Origin of the sequence: Thiomicrorhabdus heinhorstiae (genome assembly GCF_013391765.2) — a bacterium.
GTDB classification, from domain to species: domain Bacteria; phylum Pseudomonadota; class Gammaproteobacteria; order Thiomicrospirales; family Thiomicrospiraceae; genus Thiomicrorhabdus; species Thiomicrorhabdus heinhorstiae.
In genome coordinates this window covers 1-21808 of sequence record NZ_JACBGI020000004.1, presented here as the reverse complement: position 1 = coordinate 21808, position 21808 = coordinate 1, and the positions used below count along the sequence as shown (strand labels likewise).

Sequence of the window (21808 nt, the reverse complement as noted above, 5' to 3'; positions counted from 1 at the left end):
ATCAAGATGAGCGACTCCGCGCTACCGCCAAACGATAAAGAGATGAGCTTGGTTCAACACCTGTTGGACCTTAAAAGCAGCTTAACGCGCGGAATTACCGCTATTATTCTGTTTTTCTTGGTGCTCTTTCCGTTCGCCAATGAAATCTATACTTATATTGCCGAACCGCTGACTCGCTATCTGCCGGAAGGCACCAGCATGATTGCAACGGCGGTCGCCTCGCCTTTCTTGACACCTTTCAAGTTAAGCTTCGTTCTGGCCATCTATCTGGCGATGCCTTACCTGCTGTACCAATTGTGGCGCTTCATCGCTCCGGCACTGTACTCACATGAAAAGCAACTGGTCGGACCGATCTTGTTCTTCAGTTCTTTCCTGTTTTATGCTGGCGGCGCTTTCGCTTATTATGTGGTTTTTCCCCTGGTGTTCGGCTTCTTGTCGCAAACCGCACCGGAAGGCGTTACCGTCGCGACTGATATCAGCCTGTACCTCGACTTCGTTATCAAGATGTTCTTCGCTTTCGGTATGGCATTCGAAGTTCCGATTGTCACGGTTCTGTTGATTTTGACAGGGATCACCAAACCGGAAAAACTCAGCCACGCCCGTCCATACATCGTGGTTGGTGCCTTCGTTATCGGCATGTTGCTGACACCTCCGGATATTATTTCGCAAACATTGCTTGCGGTCCCTATGTGGCTATTATTTGAGCTTGGCCTGGTCGTCGGAACCTATGTCAGCAAACGTCGCAAACAAGACGATGAAGACACAGAAGAAAACACCAGAGCATCGTCCACGCAAAACAGCCAGACTGACGATCAGCCCGAGTATGAGTTCGACGACCGTTATGCCGACCAAGTCGACGATGACTTAGACTGGGATGATGAATTCGAGCGAATCGATTCGGAAATGCAAAAACTCGAACGCGAGTATCAAGCTCAGCAGGAAGCCGAGAAAAAAGCGGCGAAAGAGGCTAATAAAACCGCTGCCGATAAATCACCAAATGATGATTCGCCGGAATCCGATAAAGACAAGCCGACAGATAAAGCCTAAAGGCGCGCTGTCGAATTACTCTGCCTCTGTATTCTTCAGAGGCAGACTTGCCCTTCTTCTCAGCCTGTTATTCAGTTTCACCGCAAATGCTTCCAGCGAGAATCCGTTAAAGAACCATCCCAGTGCTTATTTGGCAATGCACACGGACGACCCGGTCGACTGGCACCTGTGGAATGAGTCGAGCCGAAAGCAGGCAAAGCAGGAAGACAAACTCATCCTTCTCTCCAGCGGTTACTTCGCCTGTCACTGGTGCCATGTGATGCAGGCCGAAAACTATCGAAATTCACTAATCGCCGCGCAGATCAATCGCGACTTTATCGCCGTTAAAATCGATCGTGAACTCTCTCCCGAACTTGATGCTTCTATGATCGAATTTGCCCGTCGCTATGCCGGGCGTGCCGGCTGGCCACAGCATATTATTCTCACTCCGCAAGGAATGCCTTTTCTCGCATTCGGCTATCTTCCGCCGCAACAACTACAAGCGTTATTGCAAAGAACACTTGCTTACTGGCATTCCAATCGGCAGCAGATCGAACAACTGGCACAAAGCGCTCTACATCCACACAAATCAACCGCAAGCACTTGGGATCAGAGAGCCTTTAAAGAACAATTTTTTAAAACTTTGCGACAGAACATTGACGACCTGAGCGGTGGATTAAAAGGAACACATAAATTTCCTCGCTCGCCATTATTACTTGCTCTGCTACAGCAAACACAGCTCGACATGGATATTGAAGACTGGCTATTACTAACGCTGGAGCAAATGCAGAATCAACACTTGTTCGATCATGTCGATGGCGGCTTTTACCGTTATTGCGTCGATCCGGAATGGCAAACCCCACATTTCGAAAAAATGGCTTACGACAATACCTTGCTTGCTCAGGTTTATCTGCTGGCAGCGCAGCGTTGGCGGAGGCAAGACTTTCTAAATACGGCAGAGCAGACTTTGGCTTATCTGCACAATCGCCTGCATCAGCCACAATTAAAACTGTATCTCGGCAGTCAATCGGCACTGGATAATGCTGGAAACGAGGGTGGAAATTACCTCTGGTCGAAAGAAAAACTTAAGGAGGCTTTGCCGCAAACGTTATATAAAATTGTCGCTTCGGAGTGGCGACTCAATCTCTCTCCACCATACGAACTTGGCTGGCATCCTCGCCCGACCAGTCGGAACTGGCCGCAGATTCGTCAACATCTGCAAACACACTCAACTCAAGCGGCAACCGACGATAAAGCTTTAATCAGCTGGAATGCTCTGGCGTTAATCGCTTGGCGGCAGGCAGAACAACTCTTCCGTAGCGACTGGATCAAAGATTTAAAAGATTTTAAACATCACTACCCGTACATTGCGCAGGCGCAAGAGTATGCTTCAACCTTAAAGCAAGCACTGCGTCGGCTCGTTGATCGGAACAACTTACCAAGGGCGATAACTTTGCAGGACGATGCGGAACTTGCCGTAGGACAAGCCGGTTTGCAGGAATACGCCTATCTATATCAGGCTTTTGCCGGCACGGATTCGCAAAGACAAAATCGGCTTGGCACACAAATTAATGCCGATTTCGTTTCTCGAAATCAGCAAGGAATCGCATGGAACCTGGGGGATAGTGAAAGTCGCTTGGTTAGCAAAATGATCTATGCCTGGGCCGACGAAACCCTTCCGAATCCAACTGCCTGGCTGCATTGCCTGCAGCCGGACATCATCGATGCCGCCAGTCAAGAAATCATGCAAAACCCGTTACAATACACCAGCTATCTCAGCCTGAACAGCTGCCCTACAGGGCAAAAAAACATACAATAGCGACTAACTGAATTGAAATTAACGAGAGATCAATGGGATTATTAATCGTCGGGTTCGTACTGCTATTTATTATCACGACCTTGCCACAGCTATGGAGCCGACACATTCTGAATAAGTACCGTGTTCCCCACTCTGATATCCCTGGAACCGGGCTGCAATTCGGCGCACACCTGATTAAAAAATTCGGATTGCACGGCGTACGCCTGGAAGAAACCAATCAGGGCGATCACTATGATCCGATCGAGAAAGTCGTGCGAATCTCGCAAGCCAACGCCCATTCGAACTCCCTGACGGCCATCACCACCGTTGCCCATGAAATCGGTCATGCTTTGCAAGATCAGCAGCACTACCCTCCCTTAAAGCAGCGAACACTGCTGGTCGAACGCGCTGCCATCATGCAGAAATTTGCCGGTGTCGCCCTGATGGTCACGCCGATATTGATTCCGTTACTGCATACTCCGATGATCGGTTTAGTTACCTTTGCTGCGGGATTTATCGCCATGGGCGTGCCGGTAATTATCCATCTGAATACTTTGCCGGTAGAATTCGATGCCAGCTTCAACCGAGCTCTGCCTCTTCTCAAGGAAGGCAACTATCTGGATGCAAAGGATCAGAAAACCGCCAAGCGCATTCTTCTCGCCTGTGCCTTAACCTATGTTGCTGCCTCTTTGTCGAGTCTGTTCAACCTGTGGAAATGGTTAAAGGCGCTGAAACGCTAATCAAAGACGACAACCACTATAACTCGGTTTCCAACTGCAAGGTGACATGATGAACCTTGTGTTCGGAAAGCAGGTACTCTTTAATCTCGGAAAGGGTGGCATCGTTAATATGCCGTAGATCGGTCTTGGCATGTAGTGTCATCATGACTTGATCTTCGGCAATCGCCCACAGGTGAATGTGGTGAACCTTGGTCAGATAAGAGAAGCGCGCCTCGAGATCTGCCTTAATCACCGAAATCTCGTAACCGGCCGGAACCCCTTCCAATAAAATATGCGCCGACTCTTTCGTCAGGCGAAAGGCACCAATACCGATAATCGTAGCCATAATAATCGACAAGATCGGATCGATTGGCATCCAACCGGTGTAATAGATAATAATAGCGCCGACAATAACCGCCACCGATCCTAGCGTATCACCAAGAAAGTGTAAGGTCGCGCCGCGCATGTTCATATTATGCTGGTCACCGGAGTGCAGTATTCCGAACACCACCAGATTATTTATCAGACCGATAATCGCAATAATGAACATCTCCTTACCCATCACCTCTTGCGGTTCGATAAAACGCTGGATTGCCATGACATAGATACCGATAACGATCAAAAGCAGCGTAAAACCGTTGACGAAAGCCGTCAGAATCTGAAAGCGCTGAAAACCGAATGTCATGTTTGCATTCGCTGGACGACGACTGATCTTAAATCCCCACCATGCAATCATCAACGCCATCGCATCGGTCAGCATATGAACGCCGTCTGCCACCAGGGCGATCGAGTTGACCCACAAGCCACCGATAATTTCCACCAGCATATAGGTAGCGGTGATAATGGCGGCGATCATAACCTTGCGCTGCGATTGTTTTTGGCAACAACCTAAATGGTTATGGTGATGCGACACGACTTGGACATCATGACTCATAAAGACTCCTCACTGAGATGGATGGTGGACCTAAAGGTAACAGAAAATTGTGTCATTCTTATTATTCGGTTTTTGCCGTTGCCCAAGCCTGAATGGTTTCAATCCTTTCCGACTTGCGCAAAGCTAAGGCCAGATTCCGCATGGTCGCGCCGGTGGTAATTACATCATCGACCAAGGCGATATGCCGAACTCCCTGTAAGCGTTCGGCGTTAACGTCGAACGCTGTCTTTAAATTCTCTTGTCGCTGCTTTGCACTGAGACTGGTCTGACTCGGCGTATTGCGGATGCGAAACAGTGCATCACTGCAAACCGGGATATTCAACATCGATCCCAAATTACGCGCTAACACTTCCGCCTGGTTATAACCTCTATCGCGGCGACGCAACGGATGAATCGGAACCGGTAACAACAGCTCAACCCCATCGGCCTGCAGCTTCGGCGCCCATAACTCCGCCAATAAGCGGCCGTAAGCATAGCGATTGCCGTACTTCAAACCGTGAATCAATTCTATTAAAGGTCCGGAAAAGAACCAAGCCACCTGAGAGCGATCGACAGCATTCCCTTCGGCAAGACAGGAACCGCATAAACGACTCTCATGGCTGAAACCGGCGCATTGCGGACACATATTCTGCGTACAACGCAATTGCTGCAACTGTTCCAGACTAAGATCAAATTCCTCTCCGGGCGCACCACTCAAAACACATCGCGGCGGTAGCCACCAGTTTTCCATGCGCCTGCGCAAGCTTTTCCAATCCATGCCACAACCTCTTCAGAAGTTAGCAAAATCAAATACCAGAGTGCTATTTTTCAAAATTGTCTCAAGCCTTCTTAAGCTATAATATAGGTTTTATTTGAACAGTAAACACGGAAATCATCCCTATGAACATGGAAACTTTAGGTCAAATTCGACACGATTGGACGCTTGAAGAGATTCGCGCCATTATGGACCAGCCATTCAATGACCTAATGTTCCAAGCCCAGACTGTCCACCGTCAAAACTTCAACCCCAACGAAGTTCAGACCAGCACTCTGGTGAATATCAAAACCGGTGGCTGTGCCGAAGACTGTTCTTACTGTTCGCAAAGCTCGCGCTATGATACCGGCCTGGAAAAAGAAAAAATGATGGCGGTTCAAGAGGTGATCGATACCGCGCTGGCAGCGAAGGAAAAGGGCGCAACCCGTCTGTGCATGGGCGCCGCCTGGCGCAACCCGAACAAAAAAGATTTCCCGATCGTTCTCGATATGGTAAAAATGGTCAAAGGCCTTGGAATGGAAACCTGCGTAACCTTGGGCATGCTCGACGACGAGCAGGTTGCGATGTTGAAGGAAGCCGGACTGGATTACTACAACCATAACCTGGACACTTCGGAAGCCTATTACCCGAAAGTGATTACCACCCGTAGTTTCCAAGACCGACTGGACACCATCGACAAGGTGCAAAAAGCCGGTATCAATGTCTGCTCCGGAGGCATTATCGGTATGGGCGAAGCCCATCAGGATCGTGCCGAACTGCTGCGCACCTTCGCCAATATGCACCACCATCCAAGCAGCGTACCGATCAATCTACTAGTGCCGATTGAAGGAACCCCTCTGGCGCATATGCGCGGTAAAACCGACTCCTTCGAATTTATTCGCGTGATCGCAACCGCCCGCATCCTGATGCCGCAATCCTATGTCCGTCTGTCGGCAGGTCGCATGGAATTGACCGATGAAGCTCAGGCACTGTGCTTTATGGCCGGCGCCAATTCGATCTTTTACGGTGACAGACTGCTCACCACCGAAAACCCGGAATCGGATCACGACAGTCAATTGTTTGCCAAGCTCGGAATCAATATGGAAAAACGTGAAGCGGTTGCCGAAACCAAAGAACAAAAAACCGACGACTCCGCCGCCTGATCGTTTCAGACTGAATGTAAGTGGCTCAACAAACCCTGAAACAGCGCTTCGCAGACCGTCTTCAAGAACGTCAGGAAGCTCATCTCTATCGCCGCCGCCCGTTAAGTTTCGGACCGCAACAACCGCAAATGAACCTGAACGGACGGCAGACAATCAATTTCTGCTCCAACGACTATCTGGGCCTCGCCGACAACCCGCATATTAAGCAGGCGGTGATTCATGCTTTGCAATCCGGCCAGGTCGGTTACGGTTCGGGCGCCGCCCATCTGGTAACCGGTCATCACCTTGAACACCATCTATTGGAAGACGAGCTCGCCGACTGGCTCGGCTGTCAACGCAGTCTGCTGTTTTCCACCGGCTATATGGCAAACCTGGCCGTACCGCAGGCCTTGATGCAGAAAGATGATTTAATTCTCGCTGACAAACTGTGTCATGCCTCCCTGATTGACGGAGCCCTGCAATCCGCTGCCGAACTCAAACGCTATCCGCACAATGATATGCGTGCTCTGGAAAAACGTCTGCTTCAGGCGGAGAAAGAACAACGCCAAGTGCTGATTATCAGCGACGGTGTTTTCAGCATGGACGGCGACATGGCGCCGATTGATCGTTTGCAGGATCTTGCGCAGCGCTATCATGCCTGGCTGATGATCGATGACGCCCACGGCTTCGGCCCGATCGGCGAAAACGGCTTGGGGTGTTTTAACTATTTTAGCCGCACGATAGACGACAACACTATTCTGGTCGGGACTCTGGGTAAAGCATTCGGAACCTCCGGTGCTTTTGTTGCTGGCAGTAACATTCTGATCGAATCCCTCATTCAGTTCGCCCGACCTTACATCTACACGACTGCGTCACCGCAAATCAATGCCGTGGCTACCCGCGAGGCGCTAAATCAGCTAAAAAATGCCGATCGCCAAAGACGACATTTACAACAATTGATCGAACATTTCCGTTCGGGTGCCGAACAACTTGGTTTGGACCTGATGCCTTCGATCAGCCCGATTCAACCGATTGTCATCGGTGACAGTGAAAGCGCACTACAATGGAGCCATGCATTGCAGGAGCTCGGCTTCTGGGTCGCGGCGATTCGACCGCCGACGGTTCCGCAAGGCAGCGCCCGTCTTCGCATCACTTTCAGCGCTAAACACAGCATACAAGAAGTAGATGATCTGCTTCAGGCTTTGCAAAAAGTGCAGACGCAACTCCGCAAAAACTGATATAGGAAAGCCTTAATGAAAGGGTTCTTGGCAAATTCATCACTATTCTCTTTGCGAACTTTTGCGGCCGCTCTGGTTGTTGTGCTGCTCGCAATCCTGGCTTTTTTCGCCTGGGGACTCAAGCCACTTGTCAAATATCAGCTCGAACAGCAAGGGTTTCACGATGTCGCCATCGATGACCTGTCGTTCAACCCTTTTAAAGGCCGAATCCAACTGAGCGAGTTACGTTTTATCGACTCTCAGCAGGAAACCGGCCGTTTAGGAAGCTTACAAGCCAGCATCGATTACTCTTCGCTCTTCAGCAAACGCGTGATCCTCGAAAATGTCTCGCTTGAAGACAGTAAGATCCATCTTGCCTGGAAGCAGGGCGAAGCACCCAGTGTTGCCGGAATCAAACTCGCCGGTAAAAGCGAAGAACAAACCTCGGAACCTTCAAGCTGGCAATTCGGAATCCAACAGCTGAAACTGGATCACATCGAACTTAAGATGCAACTTCAGGAGCAGACTCAGCTGTGGCAGCTGCGCCGTTTACAATTGAAAGACCTCTATAGTGACGGCGATCACCTTGCCCGTCTCTCTCTTCTAAGCCAGTTAAACAGCCAGCCGCTCAATGTCGACCTGAATCTGTTGCCGCAGAAAGAACATCTTAAACTCAGCGGCACTTTCAGAATCAAACATTTGGATCTCACCACCCTGCTGCCGATTCTGCAATCGGTCTCGCCGGATCTGCAGACAATAAAACTACCTCAGGGAATTTTAGATCTCGACTCTACCTTTACCGTCGAGCAAAAGCAGAAAACCGTCGCATTCCATCAGCAAGGGAATTTACAGATTTCGCAACTCAAGCTGCAACATGGAGAACAGCGACTTGAAGTGCCGAAACTTACCTGGCAAGGCAGCCTGCAGTCAGACGATCTGGCAAAATCACGTTTTATCGTACAGGGTTCTTTGGACAGCGAACCCTTCGCTTTGCAGCAAACGGATCTGCAACTTAAAGCACGCCTGCAAAGCACTCTAAAACTTCAAGCCGACCTTGGAGAGAAGCTCGAAGCCCAACTTAAAGGCCCGATTAAACTCAGCGACATTGAGCTGAAACAAAATACTCTGCAAACCGCATTAAAGTCATTCTCATGGGACGGCCAACTCGCTTACCAAAGCACTGCCGACTACCCTTTGCAGCTTGGCGGTTCGCTCAAACTGGTTCAACTTAACTTGCAGGACACCGCCTGGAGCAGTGCAATTCAACAAATTGCCTGGCAGGGTGATCTGAAAACTCATTTCAACGAACAAAAACCGACTCCTCAGCTGTTAACCCAGGCGACTTTGGATATCCAGAAATGGCACCTGAACTCTGCCGACGGCAGCGTCGATAACGATAGCCTGCACAGCGATTTCCAAATCACCATCAACAAATTTGGAGAAAATCTCGATTATCAGGGTACGGTTCAACTCGCCAAAATCGCAATGCAGCAAACGCCGCTTAAAAATCGCATCGATTCGATCGTGTGGCAAGGCTCCGTTCAGCAAAACGCTGCCAATCTGAACGTAAGCGGCGACATTCAGGCGCAGGGAATTAAAGCCGAAACCGCACAAAATATCCCGCTGGCAGAACTGTCTTCGCTCGAATTGAAAAAACTCTTGTTTAGCAAACAGTCGGAAAGTTCCATTAGCGTCAACGGCATTAACCTTAAACATGTCGCACTGCAAGATCCGCAAAACGGCAACAACTTCATTCTTCTCGAGCAGCTCAATTTAAATAAAGCTGATTGGCATTCGAGTAATCGTGTCAAATTGGGGAATATTCTGTTAGACGGCAGTACCCTGCAGCTGGATCTGGATAAAAATAACCACCTGGCGGCGCTGGATCGATGGCTGGCGGCCAGCGGTTTTAAAACCGACGCCGCCCCAACGGATGCGGGTAATGCAAAAGACAACGCTCAAGAAAGCAAAGACGACGCTTTGTTATGGCAACTTGCCGGCGTTGAGGTTTCCGGAAAAAATTCAATCCATATTCAAAGCGAGCAAACCTCTCCCGCTCTATCGCAAACGCTTGAGCTGGAAACCTTCACTTTAGGAAAACTCGACTCCGCTCAAGCGCAAGCTTTCAGCGATTTCGCCGTGAAACTCAAACTGCTGCCGTTTTCCGAACTTTCTACCTCGGGGAAAATCGCCCCATTGGCACAGCCGGTTCAACTGCAAGCCGATACCAACCTGAGCGATTTATCCCTTCTGGAATATTCGCCACTCCTGGAAAAAGCACTCGGCTACCAAATCGAAAGCGGTCAGCTTTCGGCAAAACTGAATACGCAAATTATTCAGGGCAAAATCGATAGTAGCAACCGTATTCAGCTACGCCAATTTATTTTGAAATCGATCGACAAAACCAGAACCGATCAGTTTGAAAGCGGCTTTAGCCTTCCGCTGCAAACCGGACTTTCCCTGCTGGAAGACAAAAACAAGCAGATCGATCTGAACCTGCCGGTTAAAGGCGATTTAAGCAATCCGGACTTCCAGATCGGCGATGTTATCAGTAAAGCCATTAACAACACTTTGCTGAAAGCGACCAAAACCTATCTGTTACTCGCCTTGCAACCTTTCGGTGCCATCGCACTGGTCGGAGGAATGGCTCTGGATCAACTCAGTGCCATTGAACTGCAATCTGTCGACTTTGCCCCCGGCAGTAGCGAGCTCAGTCCAGACATGCAGCAGTATCTGCAAAAAATTCACCAGTTGTTGCAACAGCGATCAAAAGTGCAAATTAAACTATGCGGCGGCGCCAATGCCCGTGATCGCGATGCCTTGGAAGAGCTGAAAAAACAGGCACTGAAGCAACAAAACGATGCAAAATCCAAGGAACAAATTCTCGAAGCGCTCAAGGTAGCCAATCGCGAACTCACAAACTTGGCGGTGCAGCGGCAAACATCAATCAAACGCTACCTGATTGGCCTAGGCACAACCGGAACTCAACTCATTTTGTGCCAACCTGAATTCGACAAAGGCTCCAAAACCCCGAGAATTCGTCTGGAAATCTAGGTAAGCGACATTCTTTCACCTGATGCTTTTACGCTAAAATAGCGCTTTACGAACTCAATTTTCGGGCAATAAACCTATGTTACATGTCGATCAATTCGGAACAGGGCCAGACCTGACCCTTATCCACGGCTGGGGAGCGCAGAATGCGGTCTGGCTACCGTGGGCACGCGACTATCTCGGACAATCTTTTCGCGTTACATTGATCGAGCTGCCCGGTTTCGGACAAAGCCCGGTTCTCGAAGATTCGGAACAGACCGAACAGGATTGGCTAAACGCGATTTTACAAGTCATGCCGGCTCGAACGCATTTACTCGGCTGGTCACTCGGCGGACTGCTGGCACAGAGAATCGCCCTGCAAACACCTGATAGAGTCGAGAGTTTAATCTGCCTGGCATCGACTCCTCGCTTCACCCAAACCGATCAGTGGCGGTGGGCGGTCTCACCCAGCCTGCTCGGCGATTTCATGCATGCTATTCAAGCCGATACGCTTGCGACCCTGAAACATTTTTGGAAATTACAGATACAAGGCTCGGACGGGGCCCGGCAACTGATCAGGCAGTTCACCCAGCGCATGCAGGATAACAAAATGCCTGCAATGAAGGGACTGATCCAGGGATTAAAACTATTAAAAGAGATCGACTGCCGCCCCCAGGCTCAGGATATTCAATGTCCGGTTTTATGGCTTCTCGGCGAAAAGGATCCGTTGATTCCGCAGGAATTTATTGCAGAATTCAGTAAAATACAGCCTTTCGCCAAAACCAATATTATCCATGGTGCGGCACATATGCCGTTTCTGTCGCATCCGCAACAGACTGCCGATGCCATAACCGCATTCATTTTTAAAGATGGCGAAACGACCTATTCGAGTGAATAACTGCTGGCGACTCGATAAAAGTACAGCTCACTCATATACTTTAAACCCAGATACGCAACGGACAACACCATGCCGAATAGCAGCGATCACGCTCTGCAGCCGATGAATCGGCAACACATCAAACAGCACTTCAGTCATGCAGCACCGAGTTATGACGACGCGGCTATTTTGCAGAAAACCGTTGCCGAACGGGTAGACGAACGCCTGGAGCTGACGACAATCGAAGTCAAAGTCGTTATCGATATCGGTGCCGGAACCGGCCTTTTGACCGAGAAAATCCAACAACGTTATCCTCAGGCACAATGCTTTGCCGTCGACCTTTCCGAAGGGATGTTAAAGCAGGCTCAAAAACGCCTGACTCTACCGCGTTTCCCGTCACTGAAATCTTTACAAAACCTGTTTAACGCCTGTCGCCTGACACGGAAGTGGGCGAATATCAACCGCAGCAAACTCGTTAACGCCGATGCCTACCAACTGCCGTTTGCCGACGGCAGCGTCGATCTGATCGTCAGTAACCTGATGCTGCAATGGTGCGACGACCCGGATGCCGTCTTTAGAGAATTTCGCCGCGTATTACGTCCGGAAGGTATGTTGATGTTTACCACTTTCGGCCCGGACACCCTTTCCGAACTGCGTCAATCCTGGCGACAAGCCGATCCGCAGGACGAACACGTCAACCAGTTTATTGATATGCACGATCTCGGAGATGCTCTGATCCGCTCAGGATTCGGTCAGCCGGTCATGGATGTCGAACACTTCACTCTGACCTATGACAAACCGATCGGGGTCCTGAAAGACCTCAAAGCGATCGGTGCCACTCAGGCGAATCAGGATCGTTCAAAAGGATTAATGGGCAAACAGCGTTTTATGAAAATGCTGCAGGCTTACGAACAGTTCCGCAAGGAAGGTAAGGTTCCTGCAACCTACGAAGTCATTCACGGCCACGCCTGGGCCGCCAAAGAAATTATCAAGGGTCCGGGTCGAGACCGGACCGGTCTGGTCGAAATTTCGCTCGACGAATTCTCCAGACAAACCCGTCATAAGTAAAAACGCCTTAAAGAGTTTTAAAAGCATTCAAGACAAAATCGACAGGGAACTCACCACTGTTGCTCTCTTAGTACATTTCCGCAGGATCAACATCCAGACTCCAACGCACTTTTCTAGCCAGGGGACTGCGATAGACATGCGGCAGCAATTCCGTCACCAATGTATGTAATTGCGCTCTTTGCGGAGCCTGTAACAATAGCTGATAACGAAAACGTCCCTGACGACGCAGCATAGGGGCGGCCACCGGTCCCCAAAACACCACCGCCCCTTTCCATTGCGAATCATCTTTCGACCAAGTCGTTTGCGTCGCTTCAAGCCCGGCCTTTAAAGAGTGTAGAAAATTCAACACATCGATCTCGTCATGCGCTTCGGCACGCACCATAATCTGATATTGAAACGGCGGCAGTTTAGCAAGCTTGCGTTCTTCAAGCGCCTGTTCGGCAAAGGCACTGTAGCCCTCACGGATCAATGTCACCAATAGAGGATGGGTCGGGTGATGGGTTTGGATCCACACCTGACCGGGTGATTGTGCGCGCCCGGCCCTGCCTGATACTTGCAATAACAGTTGCGCCATGCGTTCCGACGCGCGGAAATCGCAGCTAAACAGTCCTTGATCGATATCCAGCACGCCGACCAGCGTCACTTTTGGAAAATGATGTCCCTTGGCCAGCATTTGCGTACCGATCAGAATATCCGCTTCACCACTTTCAGCCTGGCGGGTAAACTCCTGCAAACTGCCTTTTAATCGGGTGGTATCGCGATCGATGCGCAACACCTTCTTGTCGGGAAACCATTCCTCCATCGCCTGCTGCAGGCGTTCGGTACCCTGGCCGACTTTCAGCAACTCCGACGACTGGCACTGCGGACAGACACTCGGTTCCGGCAACTGTTCACCGCAATGATGGCATTGCAAAAAGCCGCCGCGTTCGACACTGATATAATGGTAGGTCATATGTGCATCGCAACTCGGGCAGTTTGCCTGCCAACCGCAGTCGTGGCACATCAATACCGGGGCAAAACCGCGGCGATTCAAAAACAGCAAAACCTGATTGCCGGCTTGCAGGTGCTTGAACATCTCGGCTTTCAAAGCTGCCGATACGCCTTCCTGAACTTTCTCTCCGCGTACGTCCAATAATCGAATCGCCGGTGCAACCGCCTTCCCGGCTCGCGCACTCAGTTGCAAATACTGGTAGCGTCCTAAATGGACGTTTTGCAGGCTCTCCAGAGCAGGCGTCGCCGAACCGAGTACGACCGGAATGCCTAGCTGATGTGCACGGCGTACCAGCAAATCGCGGGCCGAATAGCGCACTCCCTCTTGCTGTTTGAAAGAGAGATCGTGCTCTTCATCGATAATACACAGACCAAGATTCTTAAAAGGCGTAAACATTGCCGAGCGCGTTCCGATCAGCACCGAGACGGTGCCGCAACGAATCGCATCCCAGGCACAATGGCGTTCACTGTCGTTCAAGGCGGAATGCATGACCGCAACACTCTGCCCCAGATAGGCTTCGAAGCGGGAAATCATCTGCGGTGTCAAACCGATTTCCGGTAACAGTACCAATACCTGTTTACCCTGCTGCAGGGCCGCTTCAATCGCTCCCAAATACACTTCGGTCTTGCCGCTGCCGGTGACTCCTTGCAGCAACAAAGCTCGAAACTGTCCGAATGCATCGATAATGCTTCGCACCGCTTTCTGCTGCTGCGAATTCAATTCATGCCGTGGAGACTGCTCGGTCGGTGTATTCTGCATGCACGGAGCCTGATAGGCTTCCACCCAGTCGTTATCCAGAAACTTTTTAATCACCGAACGCCAACTGGAAGAGACATCGGACAACTGGTGCGCATTACACCCCTTCGCACTGCACTTAAGGAGGTTGAAAACCCTCTTCTGAGCCTTGGCGTTTTTCGGCAGTTCATCTTCAGTCAGCTCTCTTCCCAAAGCGCTCAAGCGCCAGACCGTCTGACCTTGCATTTGTGCCGCTTCGCCACTGCGCAAGCGTTTCGGCAAAGCGGTAAATATCACTTCGCCAATCGGTTCATGGTAATAATCCGCTGCCCATTGCAGCCATTGCAGTTCTTGCGACGACAAGATTGCCGTCTCATCCAACTGACGTTCGATCTGCTTTAGTTTCTCAGGATCGCATTCCGCCTGCCGATCGATATCCATAACCAAGCCGACAATATTCCGATTGCGAAGATTGACCTCAACCCGGCAGCCTCGAGTCAGATTCCACCCGGCAGGAAACAGATAATCCAAAGGAGTCAGAAATGGACCCGGGACCGCAACCTTGGCAATAAATTTGGCTGGCAAACGTAACTCTCTATATATCTTTCTGGCAATGCAGTTTCAAAATGAATAACACAAACGGACTTGATGAACTTTGCCGTCTTCACGGGCAAATAGGTTCATTAAATCAAAAATCGGACTTGCACTATTGTTCCATATTTAAGGCACGGTGTTTCCACATTCTCAACAAGGTGGATTGATAAACTATAAACGTCGAATGGCAATACAAGGAGCCCGAACGATGAACCTATTAAACAACCGAGTATCTACCTTGCTATTGAGCGGATTAATTGCCGGTATCGGCTTCAGCCTTCCGGCAGAAGCGCGCGAAGATACCCGCGAATATAAAATTTATATTAACGGACCGGTCGATCATAACGAGCAGTATCGTCACGAGAAAAATAAACAGCAGCGCTACGAGAAGCAGTATGACAAACGCGATTATGGACGTAGCGACCATCGACAATCGGCTCCGTACGGCCGACCGGTAAGTCCGCCGCCTAAGGCTTATAAATTCGCCACGGGCGACCGCAGAGCGATTGAAAGTTATTACTACCCTAAAAAAGGGCATGGTTACGCCTACGGTCATCATAAACCGAACAACCCGCATTATTACCGTTACCGACTCTACGAACCGCTTCCAGCCTATATTCATTACCGCCCGCTACCGGTACGCTTGGAATACGGTTTGCCTAAACCTCCAAGAGGTTACGTGCGCGTTGAGGTCGGCGGCGACATTCTGCTTATGCACTTGGCGACGCGAATCATCTTTGACGTGATCCGTCTATCCAATTACTGACCCTCTTCTCCCTGGCTTCTTCGCCGAGGCTCATTACATTTCAAAATGGCGAAGAAGCTTTTTTAACCACTCATTGCATCAAAAGCCGTTAAAATAGCCTATATTTCCTGTCATTTCAGTAAAAAATCATGGCTAACAACTCCTTCTTACTGCACTTCGTTTTAAAACAAAACAGTTTCCAAAATCGATTCGGCAATCTTGTTGCCTGGGGGACACTCTCTCTGGTTTTAATCACCGCTCTGGTGGTTATTTTGCGGTACGGTTTCGACTCCGGCTCCATCGCTCTGCAAGAAAGTATCATGTATAACCATGCATTGATCTTTATGCTAGGTATCGCCTATACCTACCAGCAAGATCAGCATGTACGCGTCGATATTTTCTACGGCCGGTTTTCCGAACGCAAAAAAGCCCTCGTCAACCTGGTCGGCACTCTGGTTCTCACCTTGCCGGTCATGATCTATCTGGCATACGCCAGCTGGGATTACATCGTGGCCAGCTGGCAGATTCATGAAGGTTCCGCCGATGCCGGCGGTTTGGGTTATGTCTTTCTGCTTAAAACCTTGATTCTGGTTCTGGTCGGCCTGCTTGGTCTGCAAGCCTTATCGATTGCCGCCGAATCCTGGTTAAAACTACAGGGTGTGCAAATCGCACACCAAGAACATGCGGAGGGCAAACTGTAATGGAATGGCTCTCTTTAGTTCTGTTTGCGGTGATTTTTATCGCGCTGTTAATCGGCTTTCCGGTCGCCTTTACTCTGGCAGGAGTGTCTTTGATCTTTGCCTTGATCGCCAATGCGATCGGTGCATTCGATATGGCTTTTCTGCAAAGCATTCCCAACCGCGTTTTCAGCATTATGGGCAATGAAACCCTGATTGCCGTACCGTTATTTGTCTTTATGGGCATTATGCTCGAACAATCAAAAATTGCCGAAAACCTGTTGCAAACTATGGATGAGGTAATGCGTGGCGTCAAAGGCGGACTCGGTATTGCCGTCATTCTGGTTGGAATGCTGTTGGCCGCCAGTACCGGTATCGTCGGTGCAACCGTCGTTACGATGGGATTGCTGGCATTACCGACCATGCTCAAACAAGGCTATTGCCCGAAACTGGCCAGCGGAACCATCTGTGCGTCCGGCACCCTCGGACAAATCATTCCACCGTCCATCGTCTTGATTCTGCTCGGCGACGTGCTTTCATCCTCTTACCAACAAGCCCAGCTAAATCAGGGAATCTTCTCGCCTGAGCCGCTTTCGGTCGGCGACCTGTTTATTGGTGCCCTGCTGCCGGGAATGTTGCTGGTTGTGCTTTATATGCTGTACGTTTTCAGCAAAGCGTTCCTGCAGCCGAATTCCGTACCGAACCATATCGGCAACCCGGTCGCCCCGGGCTTGGGCATGCGGGTTTTAAAGGGGCTTTTGCCACCGCTATTACTAATTCTGCTGGTACTAGGCTCAATTCTAATGGGGTATGCGACTCCGACTGAAGCCGCTTCGCTGGGCGCATTGGGTGCACTGCTGCTGGCAGCCTTAAACCGTCGTTTATCGCTCGAGATTCTACAGAATGTCATGCGCAACAGCCTGCAAGTCACCGGCATGATCTTTATGATCTTTATCGGGGCCGCTTTCTTCTCGCTGGTTTTCCGTGGTCTGGGTGGTGACGATCTGATGCAGTCGCTGCTGACCGATCTTCCCGGCGGAGTCTTTACCGCCATGCTGATCGTCATGCTCCTGATGTTTATTCTCGGCTTTTTCCTCGACTTCATCGAAATCACCTACGTGGTGGTTCCGGTCGTAGCACCGATTCTGCTGATGATGGGACTGGACCCGATCTGGCTCGGCATTATGATCGCCATTAATCTGCAAACCGCCTTCCTGACACCTCCGTTCGGCTTCGCACTTTTCTACCTTCGCGGCGTCGCACCTCCGGAATTGAAAACAATCGATCTGTACAAAGGCGTCATTCCCTTTATCGCTATTCAGATCGGCGTTCTGATCATCCTGGCAATCTGGCCGGAGATCGTTACTTGGCTGCCGGGCGTGGTTTATAGCGATTGACGGTGTTGGGGAGCCTTAGACATATTTTTCTTGTCGCCGGCTCCTTAAATTTGCAATTTTCTCAAGGATTTAGTAAAATCCGCGCTTCGCACTGATAGGGATATAAAAATCAAGCCGTTCCCGAATGTAACGGACTCCCTCTTTGCCTTAACCGAGCCATTTGCCACGCGATTTTTCCCTTCTCAAAGGCGGTTGCCGACTTGCAACCAGTATTTCTGACGCAAAAAAGGCTCTAAACGAATCTATTTTGCCCCAGAATACCGTCTCATAATTACCGTTTAGTCAGGTAGACATTGAGCTTGTTTCCTGTTGCGTTTCACGTGAAACGCACATTTGCACTCTATTCACGGGCAAATCCATTCTCTGACGAGAAAAAGGACCCTTGATGACCAACATTACTTTTAAAGACCTTGGCCTACGCCCGGAAGTACTGACCGCAATCAGCGAAATCGGCTACGAAACTCCTTCGCCGATCCAAGCGCAAGCCATTCCTGCCCTTTTGCAAGGCGACGATATCCTCGGGATGGCACAAACCGGTACCGGTAAAACCGCTGCCTTCGCCCTGCCGGCACTAAGCAATGCCGATATCCGCCAAAAGGACCCGCAAATTCTAGTTTTGGCACCGACTCGCGAATTAGCGATCCAGGTTTCGGAAGCTTTCCAAAGCTTCGCTCACCATATGAAAGGCTTCCATGTACTACCTATCTACGGCGGTTCAGATTACGGCACTCAGATCCGCGCCCTGAAACGCGGCGTGCACGTCGTAGTCGGTACCCCTGGCCGTGTGATGGATCACATGCGCAAAGGAACCCTGAAACTGGATAACCTGAAATTGCTGGTATTGGACGAAGCCGACGAAATGCTGCGTATGGGCTTTATCGATGACGTTGAATGGGTCTTGAAGCATACTCCGGAAAGCCGCCAGATTGCGCTTTTCTCTGCGACTATGCCGAAAGAAGTACACCGCATCGCTACCAGTTACCTGAACGATCCGACCGAAGTCATTATCAAACAGAAAACCACGACTGCGACCACCATCGAACAGAAATACCTGATGGTCAGCGGCAACCATAAACTGGATGCTCTGACGCGTATTCTGGAAGCGGAAGCCGGTGTCGATGGTATGATTATTTTCGTACGCACCAAAAACGCCACCGTCGATCTGGCCGAAAAATTGGAAGCACGCGGTCATGCAGCAGCAGCTTTGAACGGCGACATTGCGCAAAATCAGCGTGAACGTATCGTCGATCAGATAAAAGAAGGCAAACTGGATATTCTGGTGGCAACCGATGTGGTCGCCCGTGGTCTGGACGTACCGCGTATCAGCCACGTAGTAAACTACGATATCCCGCAGGACAACGAATCCTACGTACACCGTATCGGTCGTACCGGCCGTGCCGGCCGTTCAGGAACGGCGATTTTGTTCGTAACTCCTCGCGAACGCCGTCTATTGTCTTCAATCGAACGTACGACTAAGCAGAAAGTTGCCGAAATGCATCTTCCAACAGCTGAAAGCATTAACAGCAGCCGCGTAGAGCGCTTCAAAATACGTATTACCGAAGCCTTGAAAATGGATGAGTTGGACTTCTATCAAGACTTGATTGAGCAGGTTGAGAACGAGCAGAATGTACCAGCAGTTGAAGTTGCTGCCGCACTGGCGCGTTTGCTGCAAGGTGATGTACCTTTCTTCATTGAAGAAAAGCCGATTGCGGAAAAACCTCGCCAGAATCGCGATAGCACCGCTAGACGCAGCGGTGATAGAAATGAACCGCGTGGCGGCGGGCGCCGCACACGTAGCGAAACACCGGATGAAGGCATGAATCGTTACCGCCTGGAAGTCGGGCGCACTCACGGTGTAAAACCGGGCAATATCGTCGGCTGTATCGCCAACGAAGCCGGTTTGGACAGCGAGTTCATCCGCCAACTAAACATCGAAGACACCTATAGCACGGTCGACTTGCCGGAAGGTATGCCAAAAGATGTCCTTAACGATCTGAAAAAAGCCTGGGTATGCGGTCAACAGCTACAGTTAACCAAAGTCATTACCAGCGACGCACCGCGTAAGCGTCTAAGTCGCAGCAAACCTGGAAATAAAGTAAGCAAAGCCAAACCGCGTCGTGTAACCACCAAATAAGACGCGCATCTTGTATTTCCAAGCAGAAAGCCCGGGTTCCCGGGCTTTTTTGTATCCAGCTAGACCAGCTTCCTGGCTACTTTCTAGAGCTTGCTCCCATTTGGAACAAAACGATTCTCTTTGTGCGCATTTTCGCAACAAAAACATACACTTAAAAAATATCCAAAAATACGTAGTTTCTTTTTAAGAAATTGAATTTCCTGGCATTTATCATTCCGGCTCGTTTTATGCGACTGTCGTTGGGTAACGATTTTGCCACCCGACCATTTTCTACCGATGGTTAATTACCCTACTTGTCACTAAAGAACACTACGTTCAAGGAGATTGAAGAATGCCAACCCCTTTATTGATTAATGCTGCAAAGCTTAACGAAATGATGGAAAGCGGCACCCCGACCGTAATTATCGATACTCGCTCGCCTGAAGCCTTTGAACAAGGGCATATTCCCGGAGCAGTAAACATTCACTCTATCTTCACCTATCTGGCAACCTCGACTCCGGAAGGTCTCGAGGAGCTAAAAGAAAGTTTTGCGACCGCATTCGGGGAAGTGGGACTTTCCGGCGAAGAGACCGCCGTTCTTTATGAAGACGCCATGAACACCGGTTTTGGTCAATCGTGTCGCGGCTACTTTCTTCTAAGCTATCTGGGCTATGATAAAGTTTCTATTCTTCACGGTGGCTATCAGGCCTGGCATGCTGAAGGCTTCCCTATCAGCATGGAAGCCCCGGCACCGGAAAGCAAAACCTTCCCGCTGGTCGATACCGGCAGCAGTCTGATGATTGACAAGGAAGAGATCTTGGCTGCGCTCGGCACAGACACCATTCTGCTTGATGTGCGCGATGTCGACGAGTGGATCGCTGACAGCTCTTCTCCATACGGTAAAGATTTCTGCCCGCGTAAGGGGCGCCTTCCAGGTGCAGTATGGATCGAATGGTATCGAATGATGAAGCCGGGCTTGGTTCCGTTGTTTAAAACCGAAGACGAAATCTTGGCGGAATGCAAAACCGCCGGCATTACCAAAGACAGTAAGGTCTACCTGTATTGCTTTAAGGGTGCGCGTGCCTCGAATACTTTGGTTGCCCTGAAATCGGCCGGCATCGAAGACGTCAAACTTTATTTCGGTTCATGGAATGAATGGTCGCGAATTCCGGAATTACCGATCGAAGAAGGTAAACCGTTCTAAACCTGAAACACGGATTTCCCTGGCAATAAAAAACCCCGCATGAGCGGGGTTTGTTTTTTCTTTCACTCACTCGGCTCTTAGCGAGATTAGAAAATAAAGGCTGCTTTGTTTTTATCCAGCTTGTAAGTCCAAGGCAAACCGGCATTTTTCCAACCGTTAACGGTACGCTGGCCTTTTGTCGCACCAGATTTCGCTTTATCCCCTTCAAACCCCTGATAAGCGCTCCAAACATTGGAATAGCCGTTTTTACTCATAATATCGGTTGCTCTAGCAGAGCGGTCACCGGAACGGCACATAAAAATAATTTTGGTGTTTTTGCCGTGATCGATACCGGTCTTTTTCATTAGATCTTCAACCTGACCGACGAAGCCGGAATTGAACATACGCTTGTATTCTTTCTTTTTATCATCCCAGTCACTGTAGTCATAGGTGATATAAGGTACATTGCCGTCAATCAGTGGTGCATAGCCGACAAACTGGAGTTCGTACGGAGTGCGGATATCGACCAACAAAACATTTTTTGGATCTTTCATTTTGGCATCATAAGTCTGCTGTGGAGAAAGATAGTGATGAACTTCGGTAAATTTCTTTTCCGGTAGTTTTAGCTTGTCTTCAATTGGACCGGCAAATGCGGTTGTGACAAAAGCCCCAGCGATAGCCGCAACGATAAATTGGCGTCTCAACATGTATATGCTCCTATTTAATTTTTTTAGAGTTGCAAAAAATGCCCCTCCATTCTATTAGCAAACGCTGATTCTTTTTTTCAAAAAAATTTATCCGAACATAAAAAACCAGCCGCTTAATAAGG

Annotated in this window: 17 protein-coding genes; 13 read left to right on the top strand and 4 right to left on the bottom strand. The window is 49.7% G+C overall.

Annotated elements, in window-relative coordinates:
- Positions 1 to 6 precede the first annotated feature (6 nt).
- Genes tatC through H8792_RS03745 form a run of 3 tightly spaced genes read left to right on the top strand, consistent with a single transcriptional unit; the run spans position 7 to position 3564 of the window.
- Complete coding sequence (gene tatC, locus H8792_RS03755) at positions 7 to 1047, top strand: twin-arginine translocase subunit TatC (RefSeq protein WP_185977599.1); 1041 nt, start codon at positions 7 to 9, stop codon at positions 1045 to 1047.
- Positions 998 to 2845 carry a thioredoxin domain-containing protein gene (locus H8792_RS03750; protein ID WP_324187591.1) on the top strand — a complete coding sequence of 616 codons (1848 nt, stop codon included), beginning with the start codon at positions 998 to 1000 and terminating at the stop codon, positions 2843 to 2845. The genes tatC and H8792_RS03750 overlap by 50 nt, the downstream gene beginning before the upstream one ends.
- 32 nt (positions 2846 to 2877) lie before the next feature.
- A complete protein-coding gene (locus H8792_RS03745; RefSeq protein WP_185977597.1) occupies positions 2878 to 3564 on the top strand; it encodes a zinc metallopeptidase in 687 nt (228 codons plus the stop codon).
- 16 nt (positions 3565 to 3580) lie between these two features.
- Here the strand turns inward: H8792_RS03745 and H8792_RS03740 are convergent, their stop codons facing one another.
- Both H8792_RS03740 and H8792_RS03735 read right to left on the bottom strand, forming a co-directional pair.
- On the bottom strand, positions 3581 to 4477 hold the full coding sequence (locus H8792_RS03740; protein ID WP_185977596.1) for a cation diffusion facilitator family transporter: 897 nt from the start codon (positions 4475 to 4477) through the stop codon (positions 3581 to 3583).
- A gap of 61 nt (positions 4478 to 4538) precedes the next feature.
- Positions 4539 to 5234 carry a ComF family protein gene (locus H8792_RS03735; protein WP_185977595.1) on the bottom strand — a complete coding sequence of 232 codons (696 nt, stop codon included), beginning with the start codon at positions 5232 to 5234 and terminating at the stop codon, positions 4539 to 4541.
- A 128-nt stretch (positions 5235 to 5362) separates the two neighbouring features.
- Here H8792_RS03735 and bioB point away from each other — a divergent pair, with 128 nt between their 5' ends.
- From bioB to bioC, 5 genes are all read left to right on the top strand, one after another.
- Entirely contained in the window at positions 5363 to 6373 is a 1011-nt protein-coding gene (gene bioB, locus H8792_RS03730) for a biotin synthase BioB (protein ID WP_185977720.1), read from the top strand.
- Between the two features lie 20 nt (positions 6374 to 6393).
- The gene (bioF, locus tag H8792_RS03725; protein ID WP_185977594.1) at positions 6394 to 7590 is read left to right on the top strand and encodes an 8-amino-7-oxononanoate synthase; all 1197 of its coding nucleotides are present in this window, start codon (positions 6394 to 6396) and stop codon (positions 7588 to 7590) included.
- 15 nt (positions 7591 to 7605) lie between these two features.
- Complete coding sequence (locus H8792_RS03720; protein WP_185977593.1) at positions 7606 to 10623, top strand: DUF748 domain-containing protein; 3018 nt, start codon at positions 7606 to 7608, stop codon at positions 10621 to 10623.
- Between the two features lie 76 nt (positions 10624 to 10699).
- Entirely contained in the window at positions 10700 to 11497 is a 798-nt protein-coding gene (gene bioH / locus H8792_RS03715) for a pimeloyl-ACP methyl ester esterase BioH (protein WP_185977592.1), read from the top strand.
- 69 nt (positions 11498 to 11566) lie between these two features.
- Positions 11567 to 12544, top strand: a complete 978-nt coding sequence (bioC, locus tag H8792_RS03710) for a malonyl-ACP O-methyltransferase BioC (protein ID WP_185977591.1) — start codon at positions 11567 to 11569, stop codon at positions 12542 to 12544.
- A gap of 67 nt (positions 12545 to 12611) precedes the next feature.
- Here the strand turns inward: bioC and H8792_RS03705 are convergent, their stop codons facing one another.
- A complete protein-coding gene (locus tag H8792_RS03705) occupies positions 12612 to 14855 on the bottom strand; it encodes a primosomal protein N' (protein WP_185977590.1) in 2244 nt (747 codons plus the stop codon).
- Between the two features lie 217 nt (positions 14856 to 15072).
- Here H8792_RS03705 and H8792_RS03700 point away from each other — a divergent pair, with 217 nt between their 5' ends.
- The 5 genes from H8792_RS03700 (at position 15073) to H8792_RS03680 (ending at position 21000) form a co-directional block, all read left to right on the top strand.
- A complete protein-coding gene (locus tag H8792_RS03700) occupies positions 15073 to 15630 on the top strand; it encodes a hypothetical protein (protein ID WP_185977589.1) in 558 nt (185 codons plus the stop codon).
- Positions 15631 to 15758: 128 nt separating this feature from the next.
- Positions 15759 to 16310: a TRAP transporter small permease subunit gene (locus H8792_RS03695; RefSeq protein ID WP_185977588.1), complete on the top strand. Its 552-nt coding sequence runs from the start codon at positions 15759 to 15761 to the stop codon at positions 16308 to 16310.
- The gene (locus H8792_RS03690) at positions 16310 to 17683 is read left to right on the top strand and encodes a TRAP transporter large permease (protein ID WP_185977587.1); all 1374 of its coding nucleotides are present in this window, start codon (positions 16310 to 16312) and stop codon (positions 17681 to 17683) included. Before H8792_RS03695 ends, H8792_RS03690 begins: the two co-directional genes overlap by 1 nt.
- A gap of 385 nt (positions 17684 to 18068) precedes the next feature.
- Complete coding sequence (locus H8792_RS03685) at positions 18069 to 19817, top strand: DEAD/DEAH box helicase (protein WP_185977586.1); 1749 nt, start codon at positions 18069 to 18071, stop codon at positions 19815 to 19817.
- Between the two features lie 331 nt (positions 19818 to 20148).
- Positions 20149 to 21000, top strand: coding sequence for a sulfurtransferase (locus H8792_RS03680; RefSeq protein ID WP_185977585.1), 852 nt, complete (start codon positions 20149 to 20151; stop codon positions 20998 to 21000).
- An 86-nt stretch (positions 21001 to 21086) separates the two neighbouring features.
- On the opposite strand, the gene H8792_RS03675 is transcribed toward H8792_RS03680, so the two are convergent.
- The gene (locus H8792_RS03675) at positions 21087 to 21686 is read right to left on the bottom strand and encodes a rhodanese-like domain-containing protein (protein WP_185977584.1); all 600 of its coding nucleotides are present in this window, start codon (positions 21684 to 21686) and stop codon (positions 21087 to 21089) included.
- Positions 21687 to 21808 lie beyond the last annotated feature (122 nt).